This is a genomic window from Mesorhizobium sp. B2-7-3, assembly GCF_006440715.1.
GTDB classification, from domain to species: domain Bacteria; phylum Pseudomonadota; class Alphaproteobacteria; order Rhizobiales; family Rhizobiaceae; genus Mesorhizobium; species Mesorhizobium australicum.
Map to the genome: position 1 here is coordinate 171,893 of NZ_VFTY01000005.1, position 20,845 is coordinate 192,737.

A 20,845-nucleotide genomic window follows, 5' to 3' on the forward strand; every position below is an offset into this window, starting at 1 on the left:
ACGCCGGAGCGGCCGAAGGAAAAATGAAAAAGAGGGTGCCGCATCGATGATGCCGCGCGCGCCTCCCCGAAAGCGATCTAAGGCGTCAACATGATGCTTGCGTGACAGTGGGCGACACGGGTCAGCCGGTATCTCCATGTGCTGATAAAAAACGCTGGAGAGCGGGAATTGGTGACCTCCATGGAGCGTCCCTGGCATAATAGGCACTTATGTCTAGTACGGATATGATGCCGGCTTCGAACTGACCGGGAGGGTTGAAGCCGCACTGTCGCGCCGTGGTCATCGGGGGCGGCGTTGTCGGCGCCTCGGACGGATTTGGCTACACGATCGGCAAGAGCGTCGCGCTGGCGTTGGTGGACGACGGTTTCGCCGGGGAGGGGATGGCGCTTTGCGTGCACATTGTCGGCGTCGAACGGACGGCGCGGGTCATCGCGGCCTCGCCCTACGGTCCCCAGGGCAGGGCGATGCGGCAATGAGGAGGAGTTTCTGATGGTCGATGACGCTGCACGGGATACCAGGCGCGAACGCCGGCGCGGACGCATGGGCGAGGCAGGCAGCGAATCGAGCCGCAAGCCCAATTACCGGTCGCTGAAGAATCCATTCCTGCCGCAGCCGATCTTTTCCGACGACCAGGTGGCGTCGATCCACGACACGGCGCTGCGCGTGCTGGAAGAATTGGGCATCAAGGTGCTGCTGCCCGAGGCGCGCGAGGTGCTCGCCCGCGCCGGCGCCCTGGTCGACCCCGACACCGATATGGTGCGCATCGGTCGCGACATGGTGGCGGCAGCCTTAGCCTCGGCGCCGCGATCGATCCACGCTTATGCCGGAGCGCGCGATCGCGACCTGTCGCTCGAACTGGGCTCGATGACGTTCCTGGCGGGCTCCGGCGCGCCCAATGTCACCGATCTCGAGCGCGGCCGGCGGCCCGGGACGCTGGTCGCCTTCGAGGAGTTGATCAAGCTGGTGCAGCATTTCGACGTCTTGCACATGCTGGGGCCGTGCATCGAACCGCAGGACATCGACAATCGTTTCCGCCACTATGCCGTCAACCGGGCGCAGCTGACTCTGTCGGACAAATTTCCGTTCGTGTTCGCGCGTGGCACGCCGCAGGTCGATGACAGTTTCGAGATGATCAGGCTGGCGCGCGGGCTGTCCGAGGACGAGTTCCGCTCGGGCGCGCATTGCTACACCGTCATCAACACCAACTCGCCGCGCCAGCTCGACATTCCGATGGCGCAAGGCATCATCGATTTCGCCAAGGCGGGCCAGGTCCTGATCATCACGCCGTTCTGCCTGGCGGGTGCGATGGCGCCGATCACCGTGGCCGGCGCGCTGACCTTGCAGCATGCCGAAGCGCTGGCCGGGCTGACGCTGGCGCAGATCGTGCGGCCGGGCGCGCCGGTGGTCTATGGTTCCTTCTCCTCCAATGTCGACATGAAATCGGGCGCACCGGCCTTCGGCACGCCGGAGCACGTGAAGGCGACACTGGGCGCAGGCCAATTGGCGCGCTTCACCGGTCTGCCCTGGCGCTCGGGCGGCGGCAGCGCGGCCAATATTTCGGACGCGCAGGCCGCGCACGAGACGCAGTTCGCGCTATGGGGCTCGGTGCTGTCGGGCGCCACCGTCTGCATCCACGCGGCCGGCTGGCTGGAAGGGGGCTTGAGCGTTTCCCTGGAAAAGCTGGTCACCGACATCGAGGCGCTGCAGACGGTCGCGGAACTTTGTGCGGCGACCCCCGGCGACGACGACGCAATAGGCTTCGAGGCGATCGCCGAAGTGCAGCCGGGCGGCCACTTCTTCTCCGCCGGCCACACCATGGCGCGCTACCGCACCGCCTTCTACGAGCCGCTGGTGGCCGACTGGTCGAATTTCGGCAACTGGACGCAAAGCGGCTCGAAGACCGCGACCGAACGCGCCACCGGCATCTGGAAGCGCATCCTTGCCGATTTCGAGCCGTCGGCCGCGGCGGCCGCCACGTCAGGCGTGCTCGACGCGTTCATCGCGCGGCGCACGGAAGAGGGCGGCGCTGCGCCAGTGTCGTGAGATAGTTCGCGGATCCATCATCCCGAATTGTGGCCGTGATCCCGGAACCCGTGGCGCGTCCCGCGCATTCATGGACGCGGGCCAATGCCTGGCTCCATCCGCGAGCCTTTGAGGGAGGACGACATGGGTTTCGACCAGTACCACGAACCGCCGGAAGAACTGTCGCAGGAAGTGCGGACCTTTGCCCGCATGATCACCTCGCTGATCGAGGAGGCGGAAGCGATCAGCTGGTACGAACAGCGCATGTCGGTCGAGAAGAACCCGCAGGCCAAGGCGATCATGAAGAACGCGCAGAGCGAGGAGTTCAAGCATTTCGGCATGGACCTCGAATTCCTGCTGCGCCAGAAGACGGATTGGCGCGTGGAACTGAAGGAAATCCTGTTTACGACGGGGGATATCGTGAAGGCCGGGGAGAAGGGCGAGAAGAAGGTGGATTGAGGCGGGACGTCAGCCTTCGAGGCTGGCAGCCTCACACTGGCAGCACAAACCCGTCCAGCACCCGCTTCTGGCCGGCCTTGTCGAAGTCGATGGTCAGCTTGTTGCCCTCGATGGCTGAAATATTGCCGTTGCCGAATTTCTGGTGGAAGACGCGGTCGCCGACGCTAAAGGCGGACGGCGTGTCGGAGACGGATTTGGCGACCAGTTCACCGTCGATGGTGCGGCCCTTGACGCTGGTGCGGCCGGCGCCGTAGCCGGAGTCTGTTTCACCATAGCCGATGCGTTCGACCTGATGGCCCGAACGCGTGCCCCAGTTGCGGTCGGTAGCCTCGGTGCGGTTGGCCTGCGCACGCTGCCAACCCGGCGTCGAATAGGTGTTGGAGAAGGCGCCGGATTTTTCCCCGCCGCCCGAAGTGCCGCCGATATTGTCGAAGCGCGAAGCGCCATAGGGGTTCTGTCTTCCTGCCCCCTGGCCGCCGCCGCGGCCGGATGCGAACGAGCCGCCGCCATAGGGATTGCCGTAGCCGCCATAGGAGTTGCCGGCTTCGGCGACCTCGACATGGGCTTCCGGCAGTTCCTCGAGAAAGCGCGACGGGATGGTCGATTGCCAGAGCCCGTGGATGAGGCGGTTGGAGACGAACCAGATATGCAGGTTCTTCTTGGCCCGCGTCAGCCCGACATAGGCGAGACGCCGCTCTTCCTCCAGCCCGGAGCGGCCGCCTTCGTCGAGCGCGCGCTGATGGGGAAAGAGACCTTCCTCCCAACCGGGCAGGAAGACGGTCTCGAATTCGAGGCCCTTGGCCGAGTGCAGCGTCATGATGGAAACGGCATCGAGCCCGGCATTCTGCTCGGCATCCATGACCAGCGCGACATGTTCGAGGAAGGAGCGCAGCGATTCGTACTCCTCCATCGAACGGATCAGTTCCTTCAGGTTCTCAAGCCGCCCGGGGGCTTCCGCCGAGCGGTCGTTCTTCCACATGTCGGTGTAGCCGCTCTCCTCGAGAATGGTCTCGGCGAGTTCGGTGTGCGGCGTGGTTTCCAGCGCCTTTTGCCAGCGTTCGAAATTGGCCGCGACCTCGCGCAGCGCGGCGCGCGGTTTCGGCTTCAGCTCGTCGCTTTCCGCCAGTGTACCCGCCGCCTCCAGCATCGGGATGCGCAAGGCGCGCGCGGTGTCGTGGATCTGGCGGATGGTCGCTTCGCCCAAGCCGCGCTTGGGCACATTGACGATGCGCTCGAAGGCGAGGTCGTCGGTGCTGTTGGCGACGACGCGGAAGAAGGCCAGCGCGTCGCGGATTTCCATGCGCTCGTAAAAACGCGGACCGCCGATGACGCGGTAGTTAAGGCCGAGCGTGATGAAGCGGTCCTCGAAGGCGCGCATCTGAAAGGACGCGCGGACCAGGATCGCCATATCGTTCAAATTGTGCTTCTGGCGCTGGTAGGCCTCGATGGTCTCGCCGATGGCGCGGGCTTCCTCCTCCGAATCCCAGGCGGCGTGGACGTTGACCTTGCCGTCCTCGGGATCGTTGCGGTCGGTGAACAGCGTCTTGCCGAAACGGCCCTCATTGTAGGCGATGAGATGGGAGGCGGCGCCCAGTATGTGCGCGGTCGAGCGGTAGTTGCGCTCCAGCCGGATGATGGTGGCGCCCGGAAAATCCTTGTCGAAGCGCAGGATGTTGTCGACCTCGGCGCCGCGCCAGCCATAGATCGACTGGTCGTCATCGCCGACGCAGCAGATATTGACTTTGTTTTCGCTCACGGGCTGTTCCGCGCCTGCCGGCGTGGGCCCTCCGCGGGGGCCTCGCAACGGCTCGGACGCCCGGTCGGGCTTGCGGCCTTCGGCCGAAACTGCTGATTCGTCCTCTGGAGTTGCGGGTCTATAGCCACCCGCTTCCGTTCCATCCGAAACACCGGAAAAACTTGGAACGCGCCCACCCGGAGAACCACTTCGTGCTGGTTGTGATCCGCTCGGCCTCTGCGCCAGAAGCCGCAGCCACATGTATTGGGCGGTGTTGGTGTCCTGGTACTCGTCGACGAGGATGTATTTGAACCGCCGGTGATAGTCCTTCAGCACATCGGGATTGGCGCGGAGGATGCGGATCGGGTGGCAGAGCAGATCGCCGAAATCGCAGGCGTTCAGCGTCTGCAGCCGCTCCTGATAGGACTTGTAGAGCTCGCGGCCCTTGCCGTTGGCGAAGCTGCGCGCATCGCCCTCGGCGATGTCGGCCGGACCCTGGCCCTTGTTCTTCCAGCCGTCGATCATCTGGGCGAACTGTTTCGCGGGCCAGCGCTTGTCGTCCAGGCCCTCGGCCTGGATCAGCTGCTTGATCAAGCGCACGACGTCGTCGGTGTCGAGGATGGTGAAGTCGGACCTCAGCCCGGCAAGCTCGGCGTGGCGGCGCAGCAGCTTCACCCCGATCGAGTGGAAGGTGCCGAGCCACGGCATGCCCTCGACATTGCCTTCGCCGATTAGGATGCCGATGCGCTGCTTCATCTCGCGCGCGGCCTTGTTGGTGAAAGTGACGGCCAGGATCTGCGAGGGGAAGGCCCTGCCGGTGGCAAGGATGTGGGCGATGCGGGTGGTCAGCACACGGGTCTTGCCGGTGCCGGCGCCGGCCAGCACCAGAACAGGGCCTTCGGTGGTCTCCACCGCCAGCCGCTGCTCGGGATTCAAGCCCCTGAGATAGTCGGGCGCATTGTTTTGGCCGCCGCGGGCAGCCATGGCGCGCGCGGCAATGCCCGACGGGGCCGTGGGCCGCGCATTGGGTTCGTCGAAAAAGGGCATGTCTTCGGAAAAGCCGGACATCTCCCCCGAATGTAGTGATTCGGGAGGGAAAGACCAGAACTGTCTACGTTTTGTTCCGGTAAAGTGCCCGATACGGCGGCTTCACCGATATGGGAACCGCCGTTGTGGAACAATCCCAGGCGGAACGAGGTTGCTGCCCGCGGGCTCGCGACCTACGCTTGACAGGCGCCGCCGTCAGGAGAAAGTTGCACGAGCAACACGCAATGCCGGGTTGCCCTAGCCCGCCCATGCGCGCAACAGTCGAAGGAGTATCATCTTGGCTGTCACCATCACCTCCCTCATTCTCTTCCTCATAGGCCTGGCGCTTGGCGCCGGCGGCATCTGGTTGGCTTCGCTGGGCGGCAGTTGGTACTACATCATCGTCGGTCTCGCCTTCCTGGTCGCCGCCTGGCTGCTCTACCGGCGCCGTGCCACGGCGCTCTGGCTCTACGCGGCGATCGTGCTCGGCACGCTGGCCTGGGCGGTCTGGGAAACCGGCTTCGACTGGTGGGAGCTCGGCCCGCGCGGCGGCATCATCGTGCTGGTGGCGTTGTGGCTGCTGACGCCGTGGGCGCGGCGCGGCCTTGCCGGTCCGGACGGACGAGCCCCTTTGATCCTTGCCGTGCTGGCTTCGCTGGCGGTGGCCGGCTATTCGATGACCACGGACCCGAAGGATATCGGCGGTGCGCTCGACACCGACAAGGTGATCCCCAACGCCAATCTCGGCGGCGATGTGCCTGCGGGCGAATGGCACTATTACGGGCGCACGCAGTTCGGCCAGCGCTATTCGCCGCTCGACCAGATCACGCCGGAAAACGTCGCCAACCTGAAGCCGGCCTGGACCTATCGCACCGGCGACGTCAAGGGCCCCGACGATGTCGGCGAGACCACCTATCAGGTGACACCGCTCAAAGTGGGCGACACGCTCTATATCTGCACGCCGCACAACTTCGCCATCGCCGTCGATGCGGCGACCGGCAAGGAGAAGTGGCGCTACGATCCCAAGATCAAGCTCGACAAGGACCGCCAGCACCAGACCTGCCGGGGCGTTTCCTATTATGCCGATGCGGCGGGCGCCGCCGGCCAGCCCTGCGCGGCGCGCGTCTACTTGCCGACCTCGGATGCGCGGCTGATCGCGCTCGACGCCGCCAACGGGCAGGTTTGCCCGGCCTTCGCCGAGGGCGGCACGCTCAATCTGTTGACCGGCATGCCGTATCCGAAGTCGGGCTACTACTACTCGACCTCGGCGCCGCTGATCGCCGGCGGCAAGATCATCGTCGGCGGCGCGGTCAACGACAATTATTCGACGCAGGAGCCGTCCGGCGTCATCCGCGCCTATGATGCGAGCAGCGGCAAATTGCTGTGGAACTGGGATTCCGGCAATCCGGACCAGACGACGCCGCTGGCGGCCGGCCAGACCTACACCGCCAACTCGCCCAACATGTGGTCGACGCCGAGCGCCGACGAGAAGCTCGGCCTGCTCTACGTGCCGCTCGGCAACCAGACGCCGGACCAGCTCGGCATGGGCCGCAGTGCCAATGTCGAGAAATTCTCCTCCTCGATCACCGCGCTGGACCTCAACACCGGGCAGTTGAAATGGGTGCGCCAGACCGTGCACCATGACCTCTGGGACATGGACGTGCCGGCGCAGCCGAGCCTGGTCGACATCACCAAGGCCGACGGCTCCGTGGTGCCCGCGCTGGTCGGGCCGACCAAGCAAGGGGACCTCTATGTGCTCGACCGGCGCACCGGCGAGCCGGTGATTGCGGTCAAGGAAGTGCCGGCGCCCGGCGGCGCCATCGAGGGCGACCACACATCGCCGACGCAGCCCGCGTCGGACCTTTCCTTCAACCCGCCGCCGCTGACCGAGCATGATATGTGGGGCATCACCATGTTCGACCAGCTGGCGTGCCGCATCGCGCTTCACAAATTGCGCTATGAAGGCCGCTACACGCCGCCCTCGCTGCAGGGATCGCTGGTTTATCCCGGCAATTTCGGCACGTTCAACTGGGGTGGCGTGGCGGTCGATCCGGTGCGGCAAGTGATGTTCGGGATGCCGACCTATCTTGCCTTCACGTCGCGGCTGGTGCCGCGCGCCGACGTGCCGCCGCCGGGCGACACCAAGGGCAGCGAGCAGGGGTTGAACCGCAATGACGGCGCGCCCTATGCGGTGGTGATGGGACCGTTCCTGTCGCCACTCGGCATTCCCTGCCAGGCGCCGCCCTGGGGCTACGTCGCGGGCGTCGATCTTCGCACCGGCGCGATTGCCTACAAGCACCGCAACGGCACCGTCTACGACATGACGCCGCTGCCGTTGCCGTTCAAGGTCGGGGTGCCCGGCATTGGCGGGCCGATGATCACCGCCGGCGGTGTCGCCTTCCTGGGTGCCGCGGTCGACGACTATCTGCGCGCCTACGAGCTGACGTCAGGCAAGCAGCTCTGGCAGGCGCGGCTGCCGGCCGGAGGGCAATCGACGCCGATGACCTACACCGTCGCGGACGGACGCCAGTTCGTGGTCATCGTCGCCGGCGGCCACGGCTCGGTGGGCACCAAGCCGGGCGATTACGTGATGGCCTACGCGCTGCCGAAGTAGGCAGGCGGGGTTACCGGGTCGGGCGAGCCGACGATCAGCCGAGCCCCAGATGGCTCTTTAGGCTCGGCACCGAGCCAAGCACTTGGTTGGTCAGATCGGGGCCCGCGGCCGCCTCGGCCTGCTGGACAAGCGTCTCGCCAGCCTTCTGGATCTGCGCCAAGTCGAGGCCGGAGGCCTTGAGCGCCGCGAGGCCGTTGACCAGCGCGCCGGCCTTTTCGCCGAGAACGCCGCCAAGCGCGCCCTGCAGCGACGACAGGAAGCCGCCACCGCCGCCGGCCGGGGCGGCCATGACGTCATATTTCTGCGCCAGCGCATCGGCGCCCGGAATCTTGGCGAAGAAGGAGGAGGCGCTGGTGCCTTCGGCCTCGTGCTCGAGCACCGAGAAAATGGTGCCGACGACCTTTTCGGTCGTGGCCTGGTCGAGACCGGCCTTCTGCGAGACGGTGTTCACGATGTCCTGAACGTCCATGACTTCACCTCAACTTTGGGTTTTCAAGTTCGCGGGCTGGCGCTTGCGGCTGCGGACCCTGACCATGGACTTGCGGCTTGCCGCGACAACGGCCGCGCGCATCGCCAGAACGGCCGCCACTGCTGCCACGAAGGCGGTTGCCAGGATCGGCGAGGGCATGGTCATCGGCATTGTTCCTTTCAGATCGGACCTATAGGACCGTGACCGCCGAGGGCGGCCGGCCAGCCAGTTTCCCCCACTATTGTGGCAGCGCCATCAAGATTTGTCACCGATGACAAAAACGTGATGATCCTCGGCCGACCGACCGACCGACGGCCGCGAGGCAGCGAGATGTCACGCTCCGGTGACTGGACGATGAGAGGCTCGCCCCTATCTTGCGACCGGCAAGGACACCGCAGTCGACGAGATCGGGGAAGCCCATGGCCGACGTCACCACCAAACCCGTCATCACTCAGGCGATGATCGATGCCTATGACGAATACACGCATCTGACACTGGATCGCCGCCGCTTCATGGAGCAACTGACCAGGCTTGCCGGATCGGGCGCGGCGGCCGCCGCGATCGCGCCGATGCTGGCGGCGAACTCGGCCCAGGCGGCGATCGTCGCCGACAACGATGCCCGCGTGAAGGGTGAGGACATCACCTATCCCGGCAGCGGCGGCGAGATGAAGGGCTATCTGGTCAGGCCTGCGGACCAGGCCGGCAAGCTCGGCACGGTCATCGTCATCCATGAAAACAGGGGACTCAACCCGCATATCCGCGACGTCGCCCGGCGCGTGGCGCTGGAAGGGTTCGTGGCGCTCGCGCCGGATTTCCTGTCGCCGCTCGGCGGCACGCCCACTGACGAGGACAAGGCGCGCGACATGTTCGGGAAACTCGACCCGGCGCAGACCGTGGCCAATGGCGTGGCGACGGTCGCCTTCCTCAAGGGCGACAGGGACGGCAATGGCAAGGTCGGCGCCATCGGCTTCTGCTGGGGCGGCGGTACGGCCAACATGCTGGCCGTCAATGCGCCCGACCTTGCCGCGAGCGTCGCCTATTACGGCATGCAGCCGAAGGCCGCCGACGTCTCGAAGATCAAGGCCGCGTTGCTGCTGCACTATGCCGGCCTCGACGAGCGCACCAATGCCGGCATCGATGCGTTCAAGAAGGAACTCGATGCCGCGCATGTCGAATACACGGTCTATGTCTATGAAGGCGCCAACCATGCCTTCAACAACGACACCTCGGCAGCGCGCTACGACAAGAAGGCGGCCGACCTCGCCTGGGGCAGGACGATCGCCTTCCTCAGGCAGAAGCTGGCATGACCATCGCCTTCAGGCCGCCGGCGCCCAGATCGTCTTGAAGGCCGGCGACAGGGTGAAGCCCGCCGGGCGCTCCGATTTCGGCGGCGGGCGCCGCACGCCTTCCTGCAAATAGCGCAGGGCAGAGGTCAGCCCGTTCATCGTGTAGGGCTTGGCGATGACGCCGATCGCACCGGCGAAGTGGTCGGGGATGCGCTTCGGGTTGGCGGTCATGAAAATGACCATCGAGTTCTTTCTGTCGCCAATATATTCGGCGACGTCGATGCCGGTCGGGCCGTCGGTGAGATGGATGTCGACAAAGGCGATATCGGCCTGCGTGGTATCGACCATGTCCTTTGCTTCGGCGAGCGATGTTGCCCAGCCGACGACGCTGTGCCCGGCGTCCTCGACCAGGCTCTCCAACTCCATGGCCAGCAGCGCCTCGTCCTCGACGATCAGGACCTTGAGCGGTTCAATCATGACAGGTTCCCTTTGTGCTGTGGTCCATTGGGCATCGAGATGACAACGCGAGTGCCGGGACCGGCATCGCGCCACTCGATGTCGGCACGCAATTGGCGGGCAAGCGACTTGATCAGCCGCATGCCGAAGGAGGCGTCGCCATTGGCGCCCGCCATGCCGACGCCGTCATCCGAGACCTCGATATTCAAATGGCCGTCCGGCTGGCTCATCTTGATGCCGATGCTGCCCGATCTCGTGCCGTCGGGCCTTTCCTTGAAGGCATGCTTGAGCGCGTTGGTGACGAGTTCGTTGACCATCAGCGCCACCGGCGTCGCCTTCTCGGCCGGGACGACGACGGGCTCGAGATCGAGTGTCGGGTTAATTTCCGAACGTCCCGAAGCAGTCAGCAGGTCGGAGATGAGATCCTTGGCGAAGTCGGAAACATCGAACTTGCTGACATCCTTGGACTGGTAGAGCCGGCGGTGCACGGTGCTGAGCGCCTCTATGCGCTCCAACATCGTGCCAAGCGAGCGCTTGAGGTTCGCGTCGGAGACGGTGCGGCTCTGCATGAGGATAAGCGAGGAGATCATCTGCAGATTGTTCTTCACCCGATGATCGACCTCATGCAGCAGCGTGGTCTGCGCCTCAAGTGCCGCTTCGAGCTCAGCCGTGCGTTCCTTGACGGCCTTTTCGAAACGTTCCTTGTCCGCGGTGATGCGATTTTCCCAGAGCTTCCGGTCGGAAACATCGAGTTGCGAGGCGAAGAAGAACTGGATTTCGCCTTTGTCGTTGGAGACCGGGCTTATGTAGAGCGCGTTCCAGAAGGTCGACCCGTCCTTGCGGTAATTCAGGATATCGACACTGATGTCGGTTTCATCGGCGATCGCGGCGCGTATCTGAGCGATCGCTTCCTTGTCGCTCTCCGGCCCCTGCAGGAAGCGGCAGTTCTTGCCGAGAACCTCGTGGCGCTCATAACCCGTCAGGCGCAGGAAGGCGTCGTTTGCAAAGACGATCGGATTGTCCTGCCGGCGCGGATCGGTAATGATCATCGACATGCGCGTGGCGCGGATGGCCGCCGCGAAGGGGTCGCCCTTGCCGTGCTCGACATGAAGGTCGTCGGTCATATGCCATGCGTCCGCCGGCTCCCTGGTCCGTTTCCGTTCCATAGCGTCGCTCCAAGCCATTTTTCGCGGGAGACAACGGCTCAAAGTAGAATTTGGTTTCAATCTCGGCTGGCCTGTTGCAGTTCGTCGCAGGCGGGAACCGATGGAGGCTTTCCGCAACCGACCGCGAGGAAGGGGTTTCCCGGCTAGCCAGCCGAGGCCGGCCTGTGAAGCGCGACGCCGGCCACGACCAGCGCGATGCCGAGGCAATCGGACGGACCGGGTACCTGGCGCAGCACGACGACGCCGATCAGCGTTGCGGTGACCGGCAGCAGCGACAGCATCAGCGCGAAACTCGCACGCGGCAACCGCGCCATGGCGAGCTGGTCGCATACGTATGGAATGACCGACGAGCAGATGCCGACGCCGATGGCGGCGACGAGCAGCGGCGGCGACAAAAAGGCGGACAGGGCGTCGGCGAAGCCAACGGGCAGCACGACGACGAAAGCGACCGCCATGGCCGCACCCAGGCCGGCGATGCCGTCGCCGGCGCCCGCGCGGGCGACACGGTGTCCAAGCACGATGTAGCCGACAAAGAGCGCGCCGTTGAGGAAAGCCCAGACCAGCCCGACCGGGTCGGTTGACCATTTGACGTGGATCAGCAGCAAGGTGCCGGTGACAGCGACGGCAAGAGCGGCCAGATTGCGGGCGCTTCTGAGGCCGGCGAGCGCGACGCCGATGGTGCCGGCGAATTCGATCGCCGCCACCAGCGAGATCGGCAGGCGGTCGAGCGCCAGGTAGAACGAACAGTTCATCACCGCCAGGCAAGCACCGAAGGCAACGAGCAGGAGCCGCGTCGGAGGATCGGCGCTGGCGAAGGTTCGCCATGGGCGGGTCAATGGCGCGAAGACCAGCGCCGCGGTGGCTATGCGCAGCCAGGCCATGCCGAGCACGCCGACTTGCGCAAAAAGCAGCACGGCGAAGGCCGGGCCGAGATAATGAAAGACAGCGCTGACAGCGAACCAGATATGAGGCGGCAATCTTGTCGCGAGCCCGGCGAGCGCGGGGCCGGCAAAGGCCGGGGTGGCAGCGGCAGGGCTGGTATGCGGGGCTTGCCTCTGGTCATCCATGGGATCAGTATTGTAGCCAATCCTCCCTATTCATATGGATGATGACCAGCTTGACCAATCATTCCTTTCCCGGAGGCAAGGAGTTTTCCATGAAACGCCTTCGAAACGAAAATGCCGACATCGACGCGGCCGACATGAAGATCCTGCGCCTGCTGGAAGAGGACGCGCGCATCAGCACCGCGGAGCTGGCCCGTTCCGTCGGCCTGTCTGCGCCGAGCGTGGCGGAGCGCATCAAGCGGCTGCAGGAGAACGGCGTGATCGAGGCCTATTGCGTCAGGATCAACCCGGCGGCGCTTGGCCTGAAACTGTCGGCGTGGCTGCGCATCCGGCCGGTGCCTGGGCAATTGTCAGTCGTGGCCGAGATCATCCGTGAGTTGCCGGAGATCGCACAATGCGACCGGGTGACCGGAGAGGACTGTTTCATCGCGCTGGCGCATGTCGGCTCGGTCGCCGAACTCGAACGGGTGATCGACCGCATCATCCCCTATGCGATGACCAACACGGCGATCATCCAGTCGTCGCCGGTGATCGCGCGCTCGCCGCTGGCGGCGATCAGGCAACGGCGCTAAGCGTGGCCGCGCTTCAGGCGGGCGCGCTTCAGGATGCTGCGCCAGCGGATCATGTCGAACGGGATCGGTTCGTTGTTGTTGGCGATGTGAAAGATCTCGTTGTCGACATTCTTGAGCGAACGCCAGAAATCGTAGTCCGATATGCGCGGATCGGCCGCCAGCCTGTCCACCTCGACCTTGATGTCGGTTTTCATGCAGTTCCTCGAACCGGCTTCGCCGCGCCGCCCGCTAAAACAACCCTGTGCGGACGTTTTCGACCGCTCCGCTGAGTCGTTCAACGGCTCAGATGGCTTGTTCCCGTTAAATCCTCAGTAAGGTTAATGCGGGTGCGAGGTGGCTTCAAGCACGCGTGCCAGCCGATTTGAGGAACCCGGCGATTTTGGATCGCGGGTGTGGCTTTGAGGCCAGACCCGGTCGCCTGGGCTTCGCCCTATTTGCGCTTGATGCCGATCGAACGGCCGGCGCGCTCGGGCATCGGGAGCACGGAGTGGGCGGCGCGCATGGCTTCGATCCTGGCCAGTACATCGGCGGGAAAGGGCGCCACCTTCGGCCCCGACATGTCGACATGCAGCGACAAGGTCTCGGACGTGGCGGCGAGCCAGCCGTCGACATGTCGGATTTCCTGATAGGCTCGCAGCCGCTTCTCGTCATGGTCGATGAGCTGGAAGGAGACCGCGACCTTGTGGTCGAGATGCAGTTCCCTGACGTAGCAGACATGGACCTCGGCGGTGTAGATGGTGAGCCGCCGCTCTTTCACATAGTCCAGCCCCATGCCCATCGCCTCGAAGGCCTCGTCCGAGCAGCGGTCGAACAGCACGTTGTAATAGGCCATGTTGAGATGGCCGTTATAGTCGATCCAGTCCTTCTCGATGTCCATGGGCCTGGAGACGAAGGGGGCGGGAATGGACATCGAAACTTCCTTGTTCTGGTGCTGGACAGAGTAGCCGGTGAGTGTCTTTACATTCTGACGCAATTTCGGATGGAAAACCGCTTCACACTTTTCCTGAAATTGCTTTAGGCATCCATACTCGCTTAACAAGCGTGGGCGCTGGTCCATTCGCGGAGGAATTCATGGCTCTGAGCGACCTCAATCCGGTCGAACGCAACGAGGAAGGCATCGCGGCGGTGCTCGGCATCCTCAAGCAGCGGCTGGGCGAGCGCTTCCAGACCGGACAGGCCATCCGCTCGCAGCACGCGCATACGACCACCTATATTCCGACGCAGGCGCCCGACGGCGTCGCTTTCCCGGAGACGACGGCCGAGGTGCAGGAAATCGTGCGTGCCTGTGCCGCACACCGTGTGCCGGTGATCGCGTTCGGCGTCGGCTCGTCGCTCGAAGGCCACACCAATGCGCCGGGTGGAGGCATTTCGGTCGATACGTCGCGGATGAACCGCATTCTTTCGGTCAATCCGCAGGATCTCGACTGCACGGTGGAGCCCGGCGTCACGCGCGAGGATTTGAACCGGCACCTGCGCGACACCGGCCTGTTCTTTCCGATCGATCCGGGCGCCAATGCCTCGCTCGGCGGCATGGCGGCGACGCGGGCGTCCGGCACCAATGCGGTGCGCTACGGCACGATGCGCGAGAACGTGCTGTCGCTGACCGCCGTCATGGCCGACGGCGAGATGGTGACGACCGGCAAGCGGGCGAAAAAGAGCTCGGCCGGTTATGATTTGACCCGGCTGCTGGTCGGCTCCGAGGGCACGCTGGGCATCATCACAGCACTGACCTTGAAGCTGCAAGGCATTCCGCAGGCGATCTCGGGCGGCGTCTGTCCCTTCCCGAGCGTCGAAGCTGCCTGCAACGCCGTCATCGCGACGATCCAGATGGGCATTCCGGTGGCGCGCATCGAACTGGTCAACGCGCTGCAGATGCGGGCGATGAAGAACTATTCCAAGCTCGATTATCCCGAGAGCCCGTGCCTGTTCGTCGAGTTTCATGGCAGCGACGCCGGCGTTGCCGAACAGGCCGAGACCTTTGGGGCGATCGCGGAAGACAATGGCGGCGGGCCGTTCCTGTGGACCAGCGTTGCCGAGGAACGCACCAAATTGTGGAAGGCCAGGCACGACGCCTACTGGGCGTCGCTGACCTTGCGGCCGGGCGCCAAGGGGCTGTCGACCGATGTCTGCGTACCGATCTCGCGCTTTGCCGAATGCGTCATGGAAACCGAGGCCGACATTGCCGAGATGGGACTTATCGCGCCCATCGTCGGCCATGCCGGAGACGGCAATTTCCACGTGCTGGTGCTGATGGATGTCAACGATCCCAAGGAAATCGCGCTGTCGGAAAAATTCGTGGCACGGCTCAACATGCGGGCGATCGCCATGGAGGGTACCTGCACCGGCGAGCACGGCATCGGGCAAGGCAAGATCGGGTTCCTGCGCCACGAACTCGGCCATGGCGTCGACATCATGCGCACGATCAAGCAGGCGCTCGATCCGCAAAGCATCATGAATCCGGGCAAGATCCTGCCTGACGCGGGCTAAGCGCATCGCGAACAGCGCGTCTTGACCGCGCCGCCATTCGGGTCGAGGCGGTGCTGGCCATGGCGATGCGGCGGCTGAACGGCGAGGCCGAACGGCGCCGCCAACTGGCGGCTCGCACTTCGCTGGTCGACAATGCGCGCAAGGCGCTGGCCTTGAAGCAGAAAGCTCCGGACGGTCCCACGCACAATTCGCGCACCGCCCACGAGGGCATGCGGGCCGTGGCCAACCAGAAGGTTCCAAATCTTGTTCGGCCGGCCGAACTCGGCCGCCAGCGCAAGGCGGCCAATGTGGCGCAGGCGAAACGCGACGCACGCTAAGGGGCCGTCAACCGCCGCTCTACCCTGCAGCGGAAAGCTGCTCCCGGGCGTCCTGCGCAAGCGTCTGCAGCATGGGGCGGGTCGGGGCGAAGAAGGTCGTGCCGGTGTGCGGCGTGGAGACATCGAGCAGCCGGTCGTAGGCGCCGGGCGGGTCGCCGACATACATGCGCTGCAGCATTTTCTCCGTGACCCAGAGATATCTGCTGTAGCCGATGAAGTAGGTGCCGAATTCGTTCTGCCCGGGCCTGCCGAACGGCATGTTGTCACGCAATATGTCGTGTTCGTTGCCGTCGGCATCGACCACGGTGGCCAGCGACTTGTGCGATTTGCGCGGCGCGTCGTCATCGTCGATTTCGATGTTGTCGATCTTGGTGCGGCCGATGATCGCCTCCTGCTCGGGCGTGGGAATGCGCGCCCAGGCCTGCATGTCGTGCAGATATTTCTGGACCACGACATAGCTGCCGCCGGCGAAATCGGCATCCTCGTCACCGACCAGCGCCGAGGCGGGCAAATCGAGGCCGGCCGGGTTGGCGGTGCCGTCGACGAAGCCGAGCAGGTCGCGGGCGTCGAAATAGCGAAAGCCGATCACTTCGTCGACGACGCTGACGCCGGGACCAAGCCTGTCGAGCAGGATACGCTCGAATTCGAAGCACATGTCGGGCCGCTCGGCGCGGATGTGAAAGAGCAGGTCGCCCGGTGTCGTTGGCGCCGAATGGACCGCGCCCTTGATCGGCGCGAACGGCTTCAGTTCCAGCGGCCGCCGGCCGGGGCTGAGCCGGTCCCAGAGATCGCGGCCGATGCCGGCGATGCAGGACAGGCGCCCGCCGAGATCGCGGAATCCGACAGTCTTGACCAGATCGTCGAGTTCGCCGAGCACGGAACAAACCCTGGCCAGAGCCGGCTGATCGCCGGCGACGATGCCGACAAGGAAAATCGCCGACTGCGATAGCGGGGCATCGACACTCTGCGCATCGATCGGCACGCGATCCCAGTTCTTGCCCGACATCCGAGAATCTCCGCTTTTCCCGGATTTGTTTCAGATCGTCCGACATGACGCAACACGGGATGAATTGCCTCTTTATCGACACGCGGATGCGGGTAGAGTGCGGCGGAATTGCAATCAACCTGTTCGGAGCTGATGCTCGCACGCCTGTTCGTGATCTTCGGTGGCCTGTTCGTGCTGGTGCTGCTTGCGGCGCTGGTGGTGCCGCATTTTATCGACTGGACTGGCTACCGCGCCGAGTTCGAGCGCGAGGCAAGCGCCATCCTCGGCCGCAAGGTAACCGTGCAGGGCGACGCCACGGCAAGGCTGCTGCCGTTTCCCTCGGTGACCTTTTCCAAAGTCGCCGTCGCCGGTGGCCCCGACGGTCAGCCGGCCATGACCGTCGAGACGTTTTCGATGGACGCGGAACTGGCACCCTTCCTGCGCGGCGAGGTGCTGATCTTCGACATGCGGCTGGTGCGGCCGAAGGCGACCATCGACATCGCCGCCGACGGAACCGTCGATTGGGCCATGCGCCCGTCCTCGCCCTTCGACCCCGGCCAGGTCTCGATCGAGAAACTGACTGTGACGGAAGGGCAGATTGAACTGCGCCACGCCGCCGGCGGCCGCAGCCACATCTTTTCGGAGATCAACTCGACCATTTCGGCCAAGTCGCTGGCCGGTCCGTGGCGCATGGATGGCACGTTGCGGCTGGACGGGTTGCGGACCACGGTCGCGGCGTCGACCGGCAAGGCCGAACCCTCCGGGCAGATGCGGTTACGGGTGAAGGCGGATCCCAACGCCTATCCGCTGGTCATCGAGACCGACGGCAATGCCGGCATCGTCAACGGTGCCGCCGTCTATTCCGGCCAGTTCAAGATTTCGGGCGCGGACAAGGATAGCGCGGGCAAGAATTCAGCCGAGTTGCGCGGCACGGACGGCGAGACGGTGAAGGTCAGCACCGGCAAGTCCGATCCAGGCTTCCGGCTGAACGGCAAGTTCTCGCTCGACCACCAGAAGCTTGGCGTCGACGAATTCCGTTTCGAGACCGGTCCGCTCGACAATCCCTACACCGCCGATGGCAAGGCCTCGGTCGATCTTGGCCAGAAACCGAGCTTCGCCATCGAGGCCAATGGCGCGCAGGTTCAGTTCGACGAGGCGGTGGGTGCCCAGGCGGGTACGGGCCTGACGCTGGATCAGCGCATCGCCGGGCTGGAGCAGGCGCTGCTCGATCTGCCGAAGCCGACCATTCCCGGCACGGTCGAGGTCAAGTTGCCGGCGGTGGTGGCCGGCGACACGACGGTGCGCGATGTTCATCTTTCGGCCGAGCCGGTCGGTGACGGGTGGTCGGTGAAATCGCTGGCCGCGACCTTGCCCGGCCGCACCAAGCTGGAAGCCGATGGCAAGGTCATGCTCAACGTGCAGGGCCATTTCGGCTTCACCGGCTCATTGCTGCTGGCCGTGGCGCAACCCTCGGGTTTTGCCGCCTGGCTGTCGAAGGATGTCGACGAGGCGATCCGCCGTCTGCCTGCCGCCGGTTTCAAGGCCAAGGTCGATCTCTCGGAAAATCATCAATCCTTCAGCGATCTCGAACTGATCCTCGGCAAGGCGAAGTTTTCCGGCCGCATCGATTCCAGCCAGCCCGAAGACGCAAAGCCATCGGTGCTGATGCGGCTCGAGGGCGGCGATCTCGATGTCGATGGGCTGGCGGCCTTCGCCTCGATCTTCGTCAGTGACAAGGGTGCCAACCGTTTTGCCGACAGCGACCTCGATTTCCAGATCAAGGCCGGCCCTGTCAGCGCCGGCGGCTTGACCGCCGACACGGTCGATACCGCGCTCAGGCTGCGCGACGGGCTGCTCGAAATCGACCGGCTGTCTGTCGGCGGACTGGCCGGTTCTTCGATCAGCGCCACCGGCCGCATCAAGGATTTTCCTGCGAGCCCGACCGGCAAGCTCGACGCCTCGGTGGTGGCAGTCGACCTCAAACCGCTGATCGATGTCGCAGCACGGCACTATCCGGACAATGCCGTGCTGAAGGGGCTCGCAGACCGCGCCGCAGCCTATCCCGACTTGTTCCAGGACGCGCGCGTCGACCTCGTGGCCAGTGCCGCCGACAATGGCGACGGCACCACGGGCCTGGCGGTGAGCGGGCAAGGCAAGGCCGGCGGCTCGTCCTTTTCGGCGTCGCTGTCGGGAAAGGGCGCGGTGGACAGGCTTGCCGACGCGCCAGTGACACTGACTTTCAACGCCAGGAACGCGGACGCAACCGCCTTGCTCGCGCTCTACGGCCTGCCGGCGCTGCCGCTCGGCATGCTGGGTGAAGCAAGCACCGACATCCAGGCCAAGGGTACGCTTTCCGGCGGCCTGGCGACGAGCTTCAGCCTTGCCGGCAATGACTTCAAGGCCGGCTTCGAGGGGGTGGTCGCCGACACGCCGCAAGGCCCGACGGCCAAGGGCAAGATCAACCTCGACGCCTCCGACATCGAGCCGTGGCTGATGACGACGGGCATCGGCCTGCCCGGCATGGGCGCCGGCATGTCGACATCGCTGGCCGCGCAGGCCGATTACGGCAATGGCCTGCTGGTGCTCTCCGGGCTCAGCGGCGCCATCAACGAGGCGGCTGTGTCCGGCGACATCAACCTCGATGTCAAGCAGGGGGTCGACGGCAAGGACGGCGTGCCGCATCTGGCTGGGGCGCTGGCGCTCGACGAACTCGACCTCGATCCGATGGCGGTGGCGCTGTTTGGCGATTCCGCTTTTCTCGTGGACAAGAACGGGTCCGACAAGAGTGACAATGCCGACAAGAATAACAGGGCCGACAAGAATGACAGGGCCGACAAGAATGACAGGGCCGACAAGAATGACAAATCCGGCGCGTGGCCGTCGGCGCCGTTCAGCCAGAAGTCCAGCCTGCCGTTCACGGCCGATCTCGACCTGACCACGGCTTCGCTGACCGTCGGCCCGCTCGCCACCGCCTATGACGCGGCCCTCTCGCTCAAGCTCGACCCGGAAGGCATTCGGGTCACCGATCTCAAGGCCAAATTCCTCGGCGGGGCGCTCTCCGGCCTGTTCGAGCTGAAGAACAATGACGGCACGGGGCTTTTCACCGGTCAGATGAAATTGGCGGGTGCCGATCTGGCTGATGTCTTGCCGGATGCGGGCATCGGCGGCAGCGGCGATTTCTCGACGACGCTGTCGACCAGCGGCAAATCCGTCGACGCGATGATTGCCGCTCTATCGGGATCCGGCACGGCGACGCTGAAGGGCTTGCGGATCGCCGGCGTCAATCCTGACGCGTTCGGCGCATTCCTGGCCAAGGCGGATGCGATCGGACGCGATATCGACGCCGCCAAGACGGCTGGCTTCGCGCCTGACATCGCCGCCGACGGCAGCTTCGCCGCCGGGAATGCCGAGGTCGCCTTCACGATTGCCGGCGGCACGCTCAGGGCGCCGCCGATCAGTCTTGAAAACCCGGCGGCGACCTTGTCGGCCGACATCACGGCGGACCTCAACGCCAGCACGGTTTCCACCAAGGGCGCGATCACCTATCGGCCTGGCGACGAAGCGCTGGTCGGCTCCGAGCCGGCCGTGAATTTCACCGCCGAGGGGCGGTTCGGCGCCGTGAAACGGCAGTTCGACAGCGAGCCGCTGGCGCAATTCCTGACCCAGCGTGCGCTGGAAAAAGAACAGCAGCGCGTCGAGGCGATGCAGGCCGCGCTGCTGGAGAAACAGCGGCTGCGACGCGAAGTGCGCTATTACGCGGCCCTTCAGGATGCCCGCGACAAGGCCGCCGAGGAGCTGCGCCAACAAGAGGAAGCGGCGCGCCTGAAAGCCGAGGCCGACGCCAAGGCGAAAGCGGAGGCCGACGCTCAGGCCAAGGCCGAAGCGGATGCCAAGGCAAAGGCCGACGCGGAAGCAAAAGCCAAGGCGGATGCCGAGGCCAAGGCGGCGGCGGAACAGCAGGCAGCGGACGAGGCGGCCAAGGCGCAGGCCGAGCAGAAGCGCCAGAAGGCGGAGGAGGCGATGCGCATTGCCTCCCAGGAAAAAGCCAGGCTCGAAGCCGAGCGCAAGGCGGCGCAACAGGCACCCAAGGCCGAGCAGGTGCCCGCCAACGACAATCCGCCTCCAGCCAAGCCGAAAGCCAATCCATTCACGGTCGACAATCTGTTGAAGTCACTGCAGTAGGCAGC

General features: G+C 64.8%; 17 protein-coding genes and 1 pseudogene. 9 read left to right on the forward strand and 9 right to left on the reverse strand.

The annotated features are described in order from the left end of the window. Nucleotides 1–254 precede the first annotated feature (254 nt). The 3 genes from FJW04_RS13360 (at nucleotide 255) to FJW04_RS13370 (ending at nucleotide 2,481) form a co-directional block, all read left to right on the forward strand. Nucleotides 255–476: a glycine cleavage T C-terminal barrel domain-containing protein gene (locus FJW04_RS13360; protein ID WP_246673821.1), complete on the forward strand. Its 222-nt coding sequence runs from the start codon at nucleotides 255–257 to the stop codon at nucleotides 474–476. A gap of 13 nt (nucleotides 477–489) precedes the next feature. Next, a complete protein-coding gene (locus tag FJW04_RS13365) occupies nucleotides 490–2,043 on the forward strand; it encodes a trimethylamine methyltransferase family protein (RefSeq protein ID WP_140714616.1) in 1,554 nt (517 codons plus the stop codon). A 123-nt stretch (nucleotides 2,044–2,166) separates the two neighbouring features. Beyond that, nucleotides 2,167–2,481, forward strand: a complete 315-nt coding sequence (locus tag FJW04_RS13370; RefSeq protein ID WP_140661187.1) for a hypothetical protein — start codon at nucleotides 2,167–2,169, stop codon at nucleotides 2,479–2,481. Nucleotides 2,482–2,512: 31 nt separating this feature from the next. On the opposite strand, the gene FJW04_RS13375 is transcribed toward FJW04_RS13370, so the two are convergent. Next, complete coding sequence (locus FJW04_RS13375) at nucleotides 2,513–5,284, reverse strand: UvrD-helicase domain-containing protein (RefSeq protein WP_140714618.1); 2,772 nt, start codon at nucleotides 5,282–5,284, stop codon at nucleotides 2,513–2,515. Nucleotides 5,285–5,540: 256 nt separating this feature from the next. Between FJW04_RS13375 and FJW04_RS13380 the strand changes: the two genes are divergently transcribed. Continuing rightward, complete coding sequence (locus tag FJW04_RS13380; RefSeq protein WP_140714620.1) at nucleotides 5,541–7,856, forward strand: glucose/quinate/shikimate family membrane-bound PQQ-dependent dehydrogenase; 2,316 nt, start codon at nucleotides 5,541–5,543, stop codon at nucleotides 7,854–7,856. 34 nt (nucleotides 7,857–7,890) lie between these two features. Here FJW04_RS13380 and FJW04_RS13385 read toward each other — a convergent pair whose 3' ends face one another. Then, nucleotides 7,891–8,325 (reverse strand): hypothetical protein, encoded by a 435-nt coding sequence (locus FJW04_RS13385; protein ID WP_015317242.1) that lies wholly within the window; start codon nucleotides 8,323–8,325, stop codon nucleotides 7,891–7,893. Nucleotides 8,326–8,334: 9 nt separating this feature from the next. Next, the gene (locus FJW04_RS29930) at nucleotides 8,335–8,490 is read right to left on the reverse strand and encodes a hypothetical protein (protein WP_181171173.1); all 156 of its coding nucleotides are present in this window, start codon (nucleotides 8,488–8,490) and stop codon (nucleotides 8,335–8,337) included. 254 nt (nucleotides 8,491–8,744) lie between these two features. On the opposite strand from FJW04_RS29930, the gene FJW04_RS13390 reads away from it, so the two are divergent. Further along, the gene (locus tag FJW04_RS13390; RefSeq protein WP_140714622.1) at nucleotides 8,745–9,632 is read left to right on the forward strand and encodes a dienelactone hydrolase family protein; all 888 of its coding nucleotides are present in this window, start codon (nucleotides 8,745–8,747) and stop codon (nucleotides 9,630–9,632) included. A 9-nt stretch (nucleotides 9,633–9,641) separates the two neighbouring features. On the opposite strand, the gene FJW04_RS13395 is transcribed toward FJW04_RS13390, so the two are convergent. From FJW04_RS13395 to FJW04_RS13405, 3 genes are all read right to left on the reverse strand, one after another. Beyond that, a complete protein-coding gene (locus tag FJW04_RS13395; protein WP_015317245.1) occupies nucleotides 9,642–10,088 on the reverse strand; it encodes a response regulator in 447 nt (148 codons plus the stop codon). Next, nucleotides 10,085–11,191 (reverse strand): histidine kinase dimerization/phosphoacceptor domain -containing protein, encoded by a 1,107-nt coding sequence (locus FJW04_RS13400; protein WP_181172931.1) that lies wholly within the window; start codon nucleotides 11,189–11,191, stop codon nucleotides 10,085–10,087. The genes FJW04_RS13395 and FJW04_RS13400 overlap by 4 nt, the downstream gene beginning before the upstream one ends. Before the next feature lie 185 nt (nucleotides 11,192–11,376). After that, nucleotides 11,377–12,300 (reverse strand): EamA family transporter, encoded by a 924-nt coding sequence (locus FJW04_RS13405; RefSeq protein WP_140714626.1) that lies wholly within the window; start codon nucleotides 12,298–12,300, stop codon nucleotides 11,377–11,379. A gap of 89 nt (nucleotides 12,301–12,389) precedes the next feature. On the opposite strand from FJW04_RS13405, the gene FJW04_RS13410 reads away from it, so the two are divergent. Beyond that, on the forward strand, nucleotides 12,390–12,869 hold the full coding sequence (locus FJW04_RS13410; protein ID WP_140615683.1) for an Lrp/AsnC family transcriptional regulator: 480 nt from the start codon (nucleotides 12,390–12,392) through the stop codon (nucleotides 12,867–12,869). Here the strand turns inward: FJW04_RS13410 and FJW04_RS13415 are convergent. Then, nucleotides 12,866–13,063, reverse strand: coding sequence for a hypothetical protein (locus FJW04_RS13415; protein ID WP_015317249.1), 198 nt, complete (start codon nucleotides 13,061–13,063; stop codon nucleotides 12,866–12,868). The genes FJW04_RS13410 and FJW04_RS13415 overlap by 4 nt on opposite strands. 236 nt (nucleotides 13,064–13,299) lie before the next feature. Continuing rightward, on the reverse strand, nucleotides 13,300–13,779 hold the full coding sequence (locus FJW04_RS13420; protein ID WP_140714628.1) for a thioesterase family protein: 480 nt from the start codon (nucleotides 13,777–13,779) through the stop codon (nucleotides 13,300–13,302). 161 nt (nucleotides 13,780–13,940) lie between these two features. On the opposite strand from FJW04_RS13420, the gene FJW04_RS13425 reads away from it, so the two are divergent. Next, nucleotides 13,941–15,356: an FAD-linked oxidase C-terminal domain-containing protein gene (locus tag FJW04_RS13425; protein WP_140714630.1), complete on the forward strand. Its 1,416-nt coding sequence runs from the start codon at nucleotides 13,941–13,943 to the stop codon at nucleotides 15,354–15,356. A 47-nt stretch (nucleotides 15,357–15,403) separates the two neighbouring features. Further along, nucleotides 15,404–15,673: pseudogene (locus tag FJW04_RS13430) on the forward strand (hypothetical protein); the annotation flags it as partial. A gap of 19 nt (nucleotides 15,674–15,692) precedes the next feature. Here the strand turns inward: FJW04_RS13430 and FJW04_RS13435 are convergent. Further along, complete coding sequence (locus FJW04_RS13435; protein WP_140714632.1) at nucleotides 15,693–16,679, reverse strand: Dyp-type peroxidase; 987 nt, start codon at nucleotides 16,677–16,679, stop codon at nucleotides 15,693–15,695. 132 nt (nucleotides 16,680–16,811) lie between these two features. Here FJW04_RS13435 and FJW04_RS13440 point away from each other — a divergent pair, with 132 nt between their 5' ends. Further along, entirely contained in the window at nucleotides 16,812–20,840 is a 4,029-nt protein-coding gene (locus FJW04_RS13440) for an AsmA family protein (RefSeq protein ID WP_140714634.1), read from the forward strand. Nucleotides 20,841–20,845 lie beyond the last annotated feature (5 nt).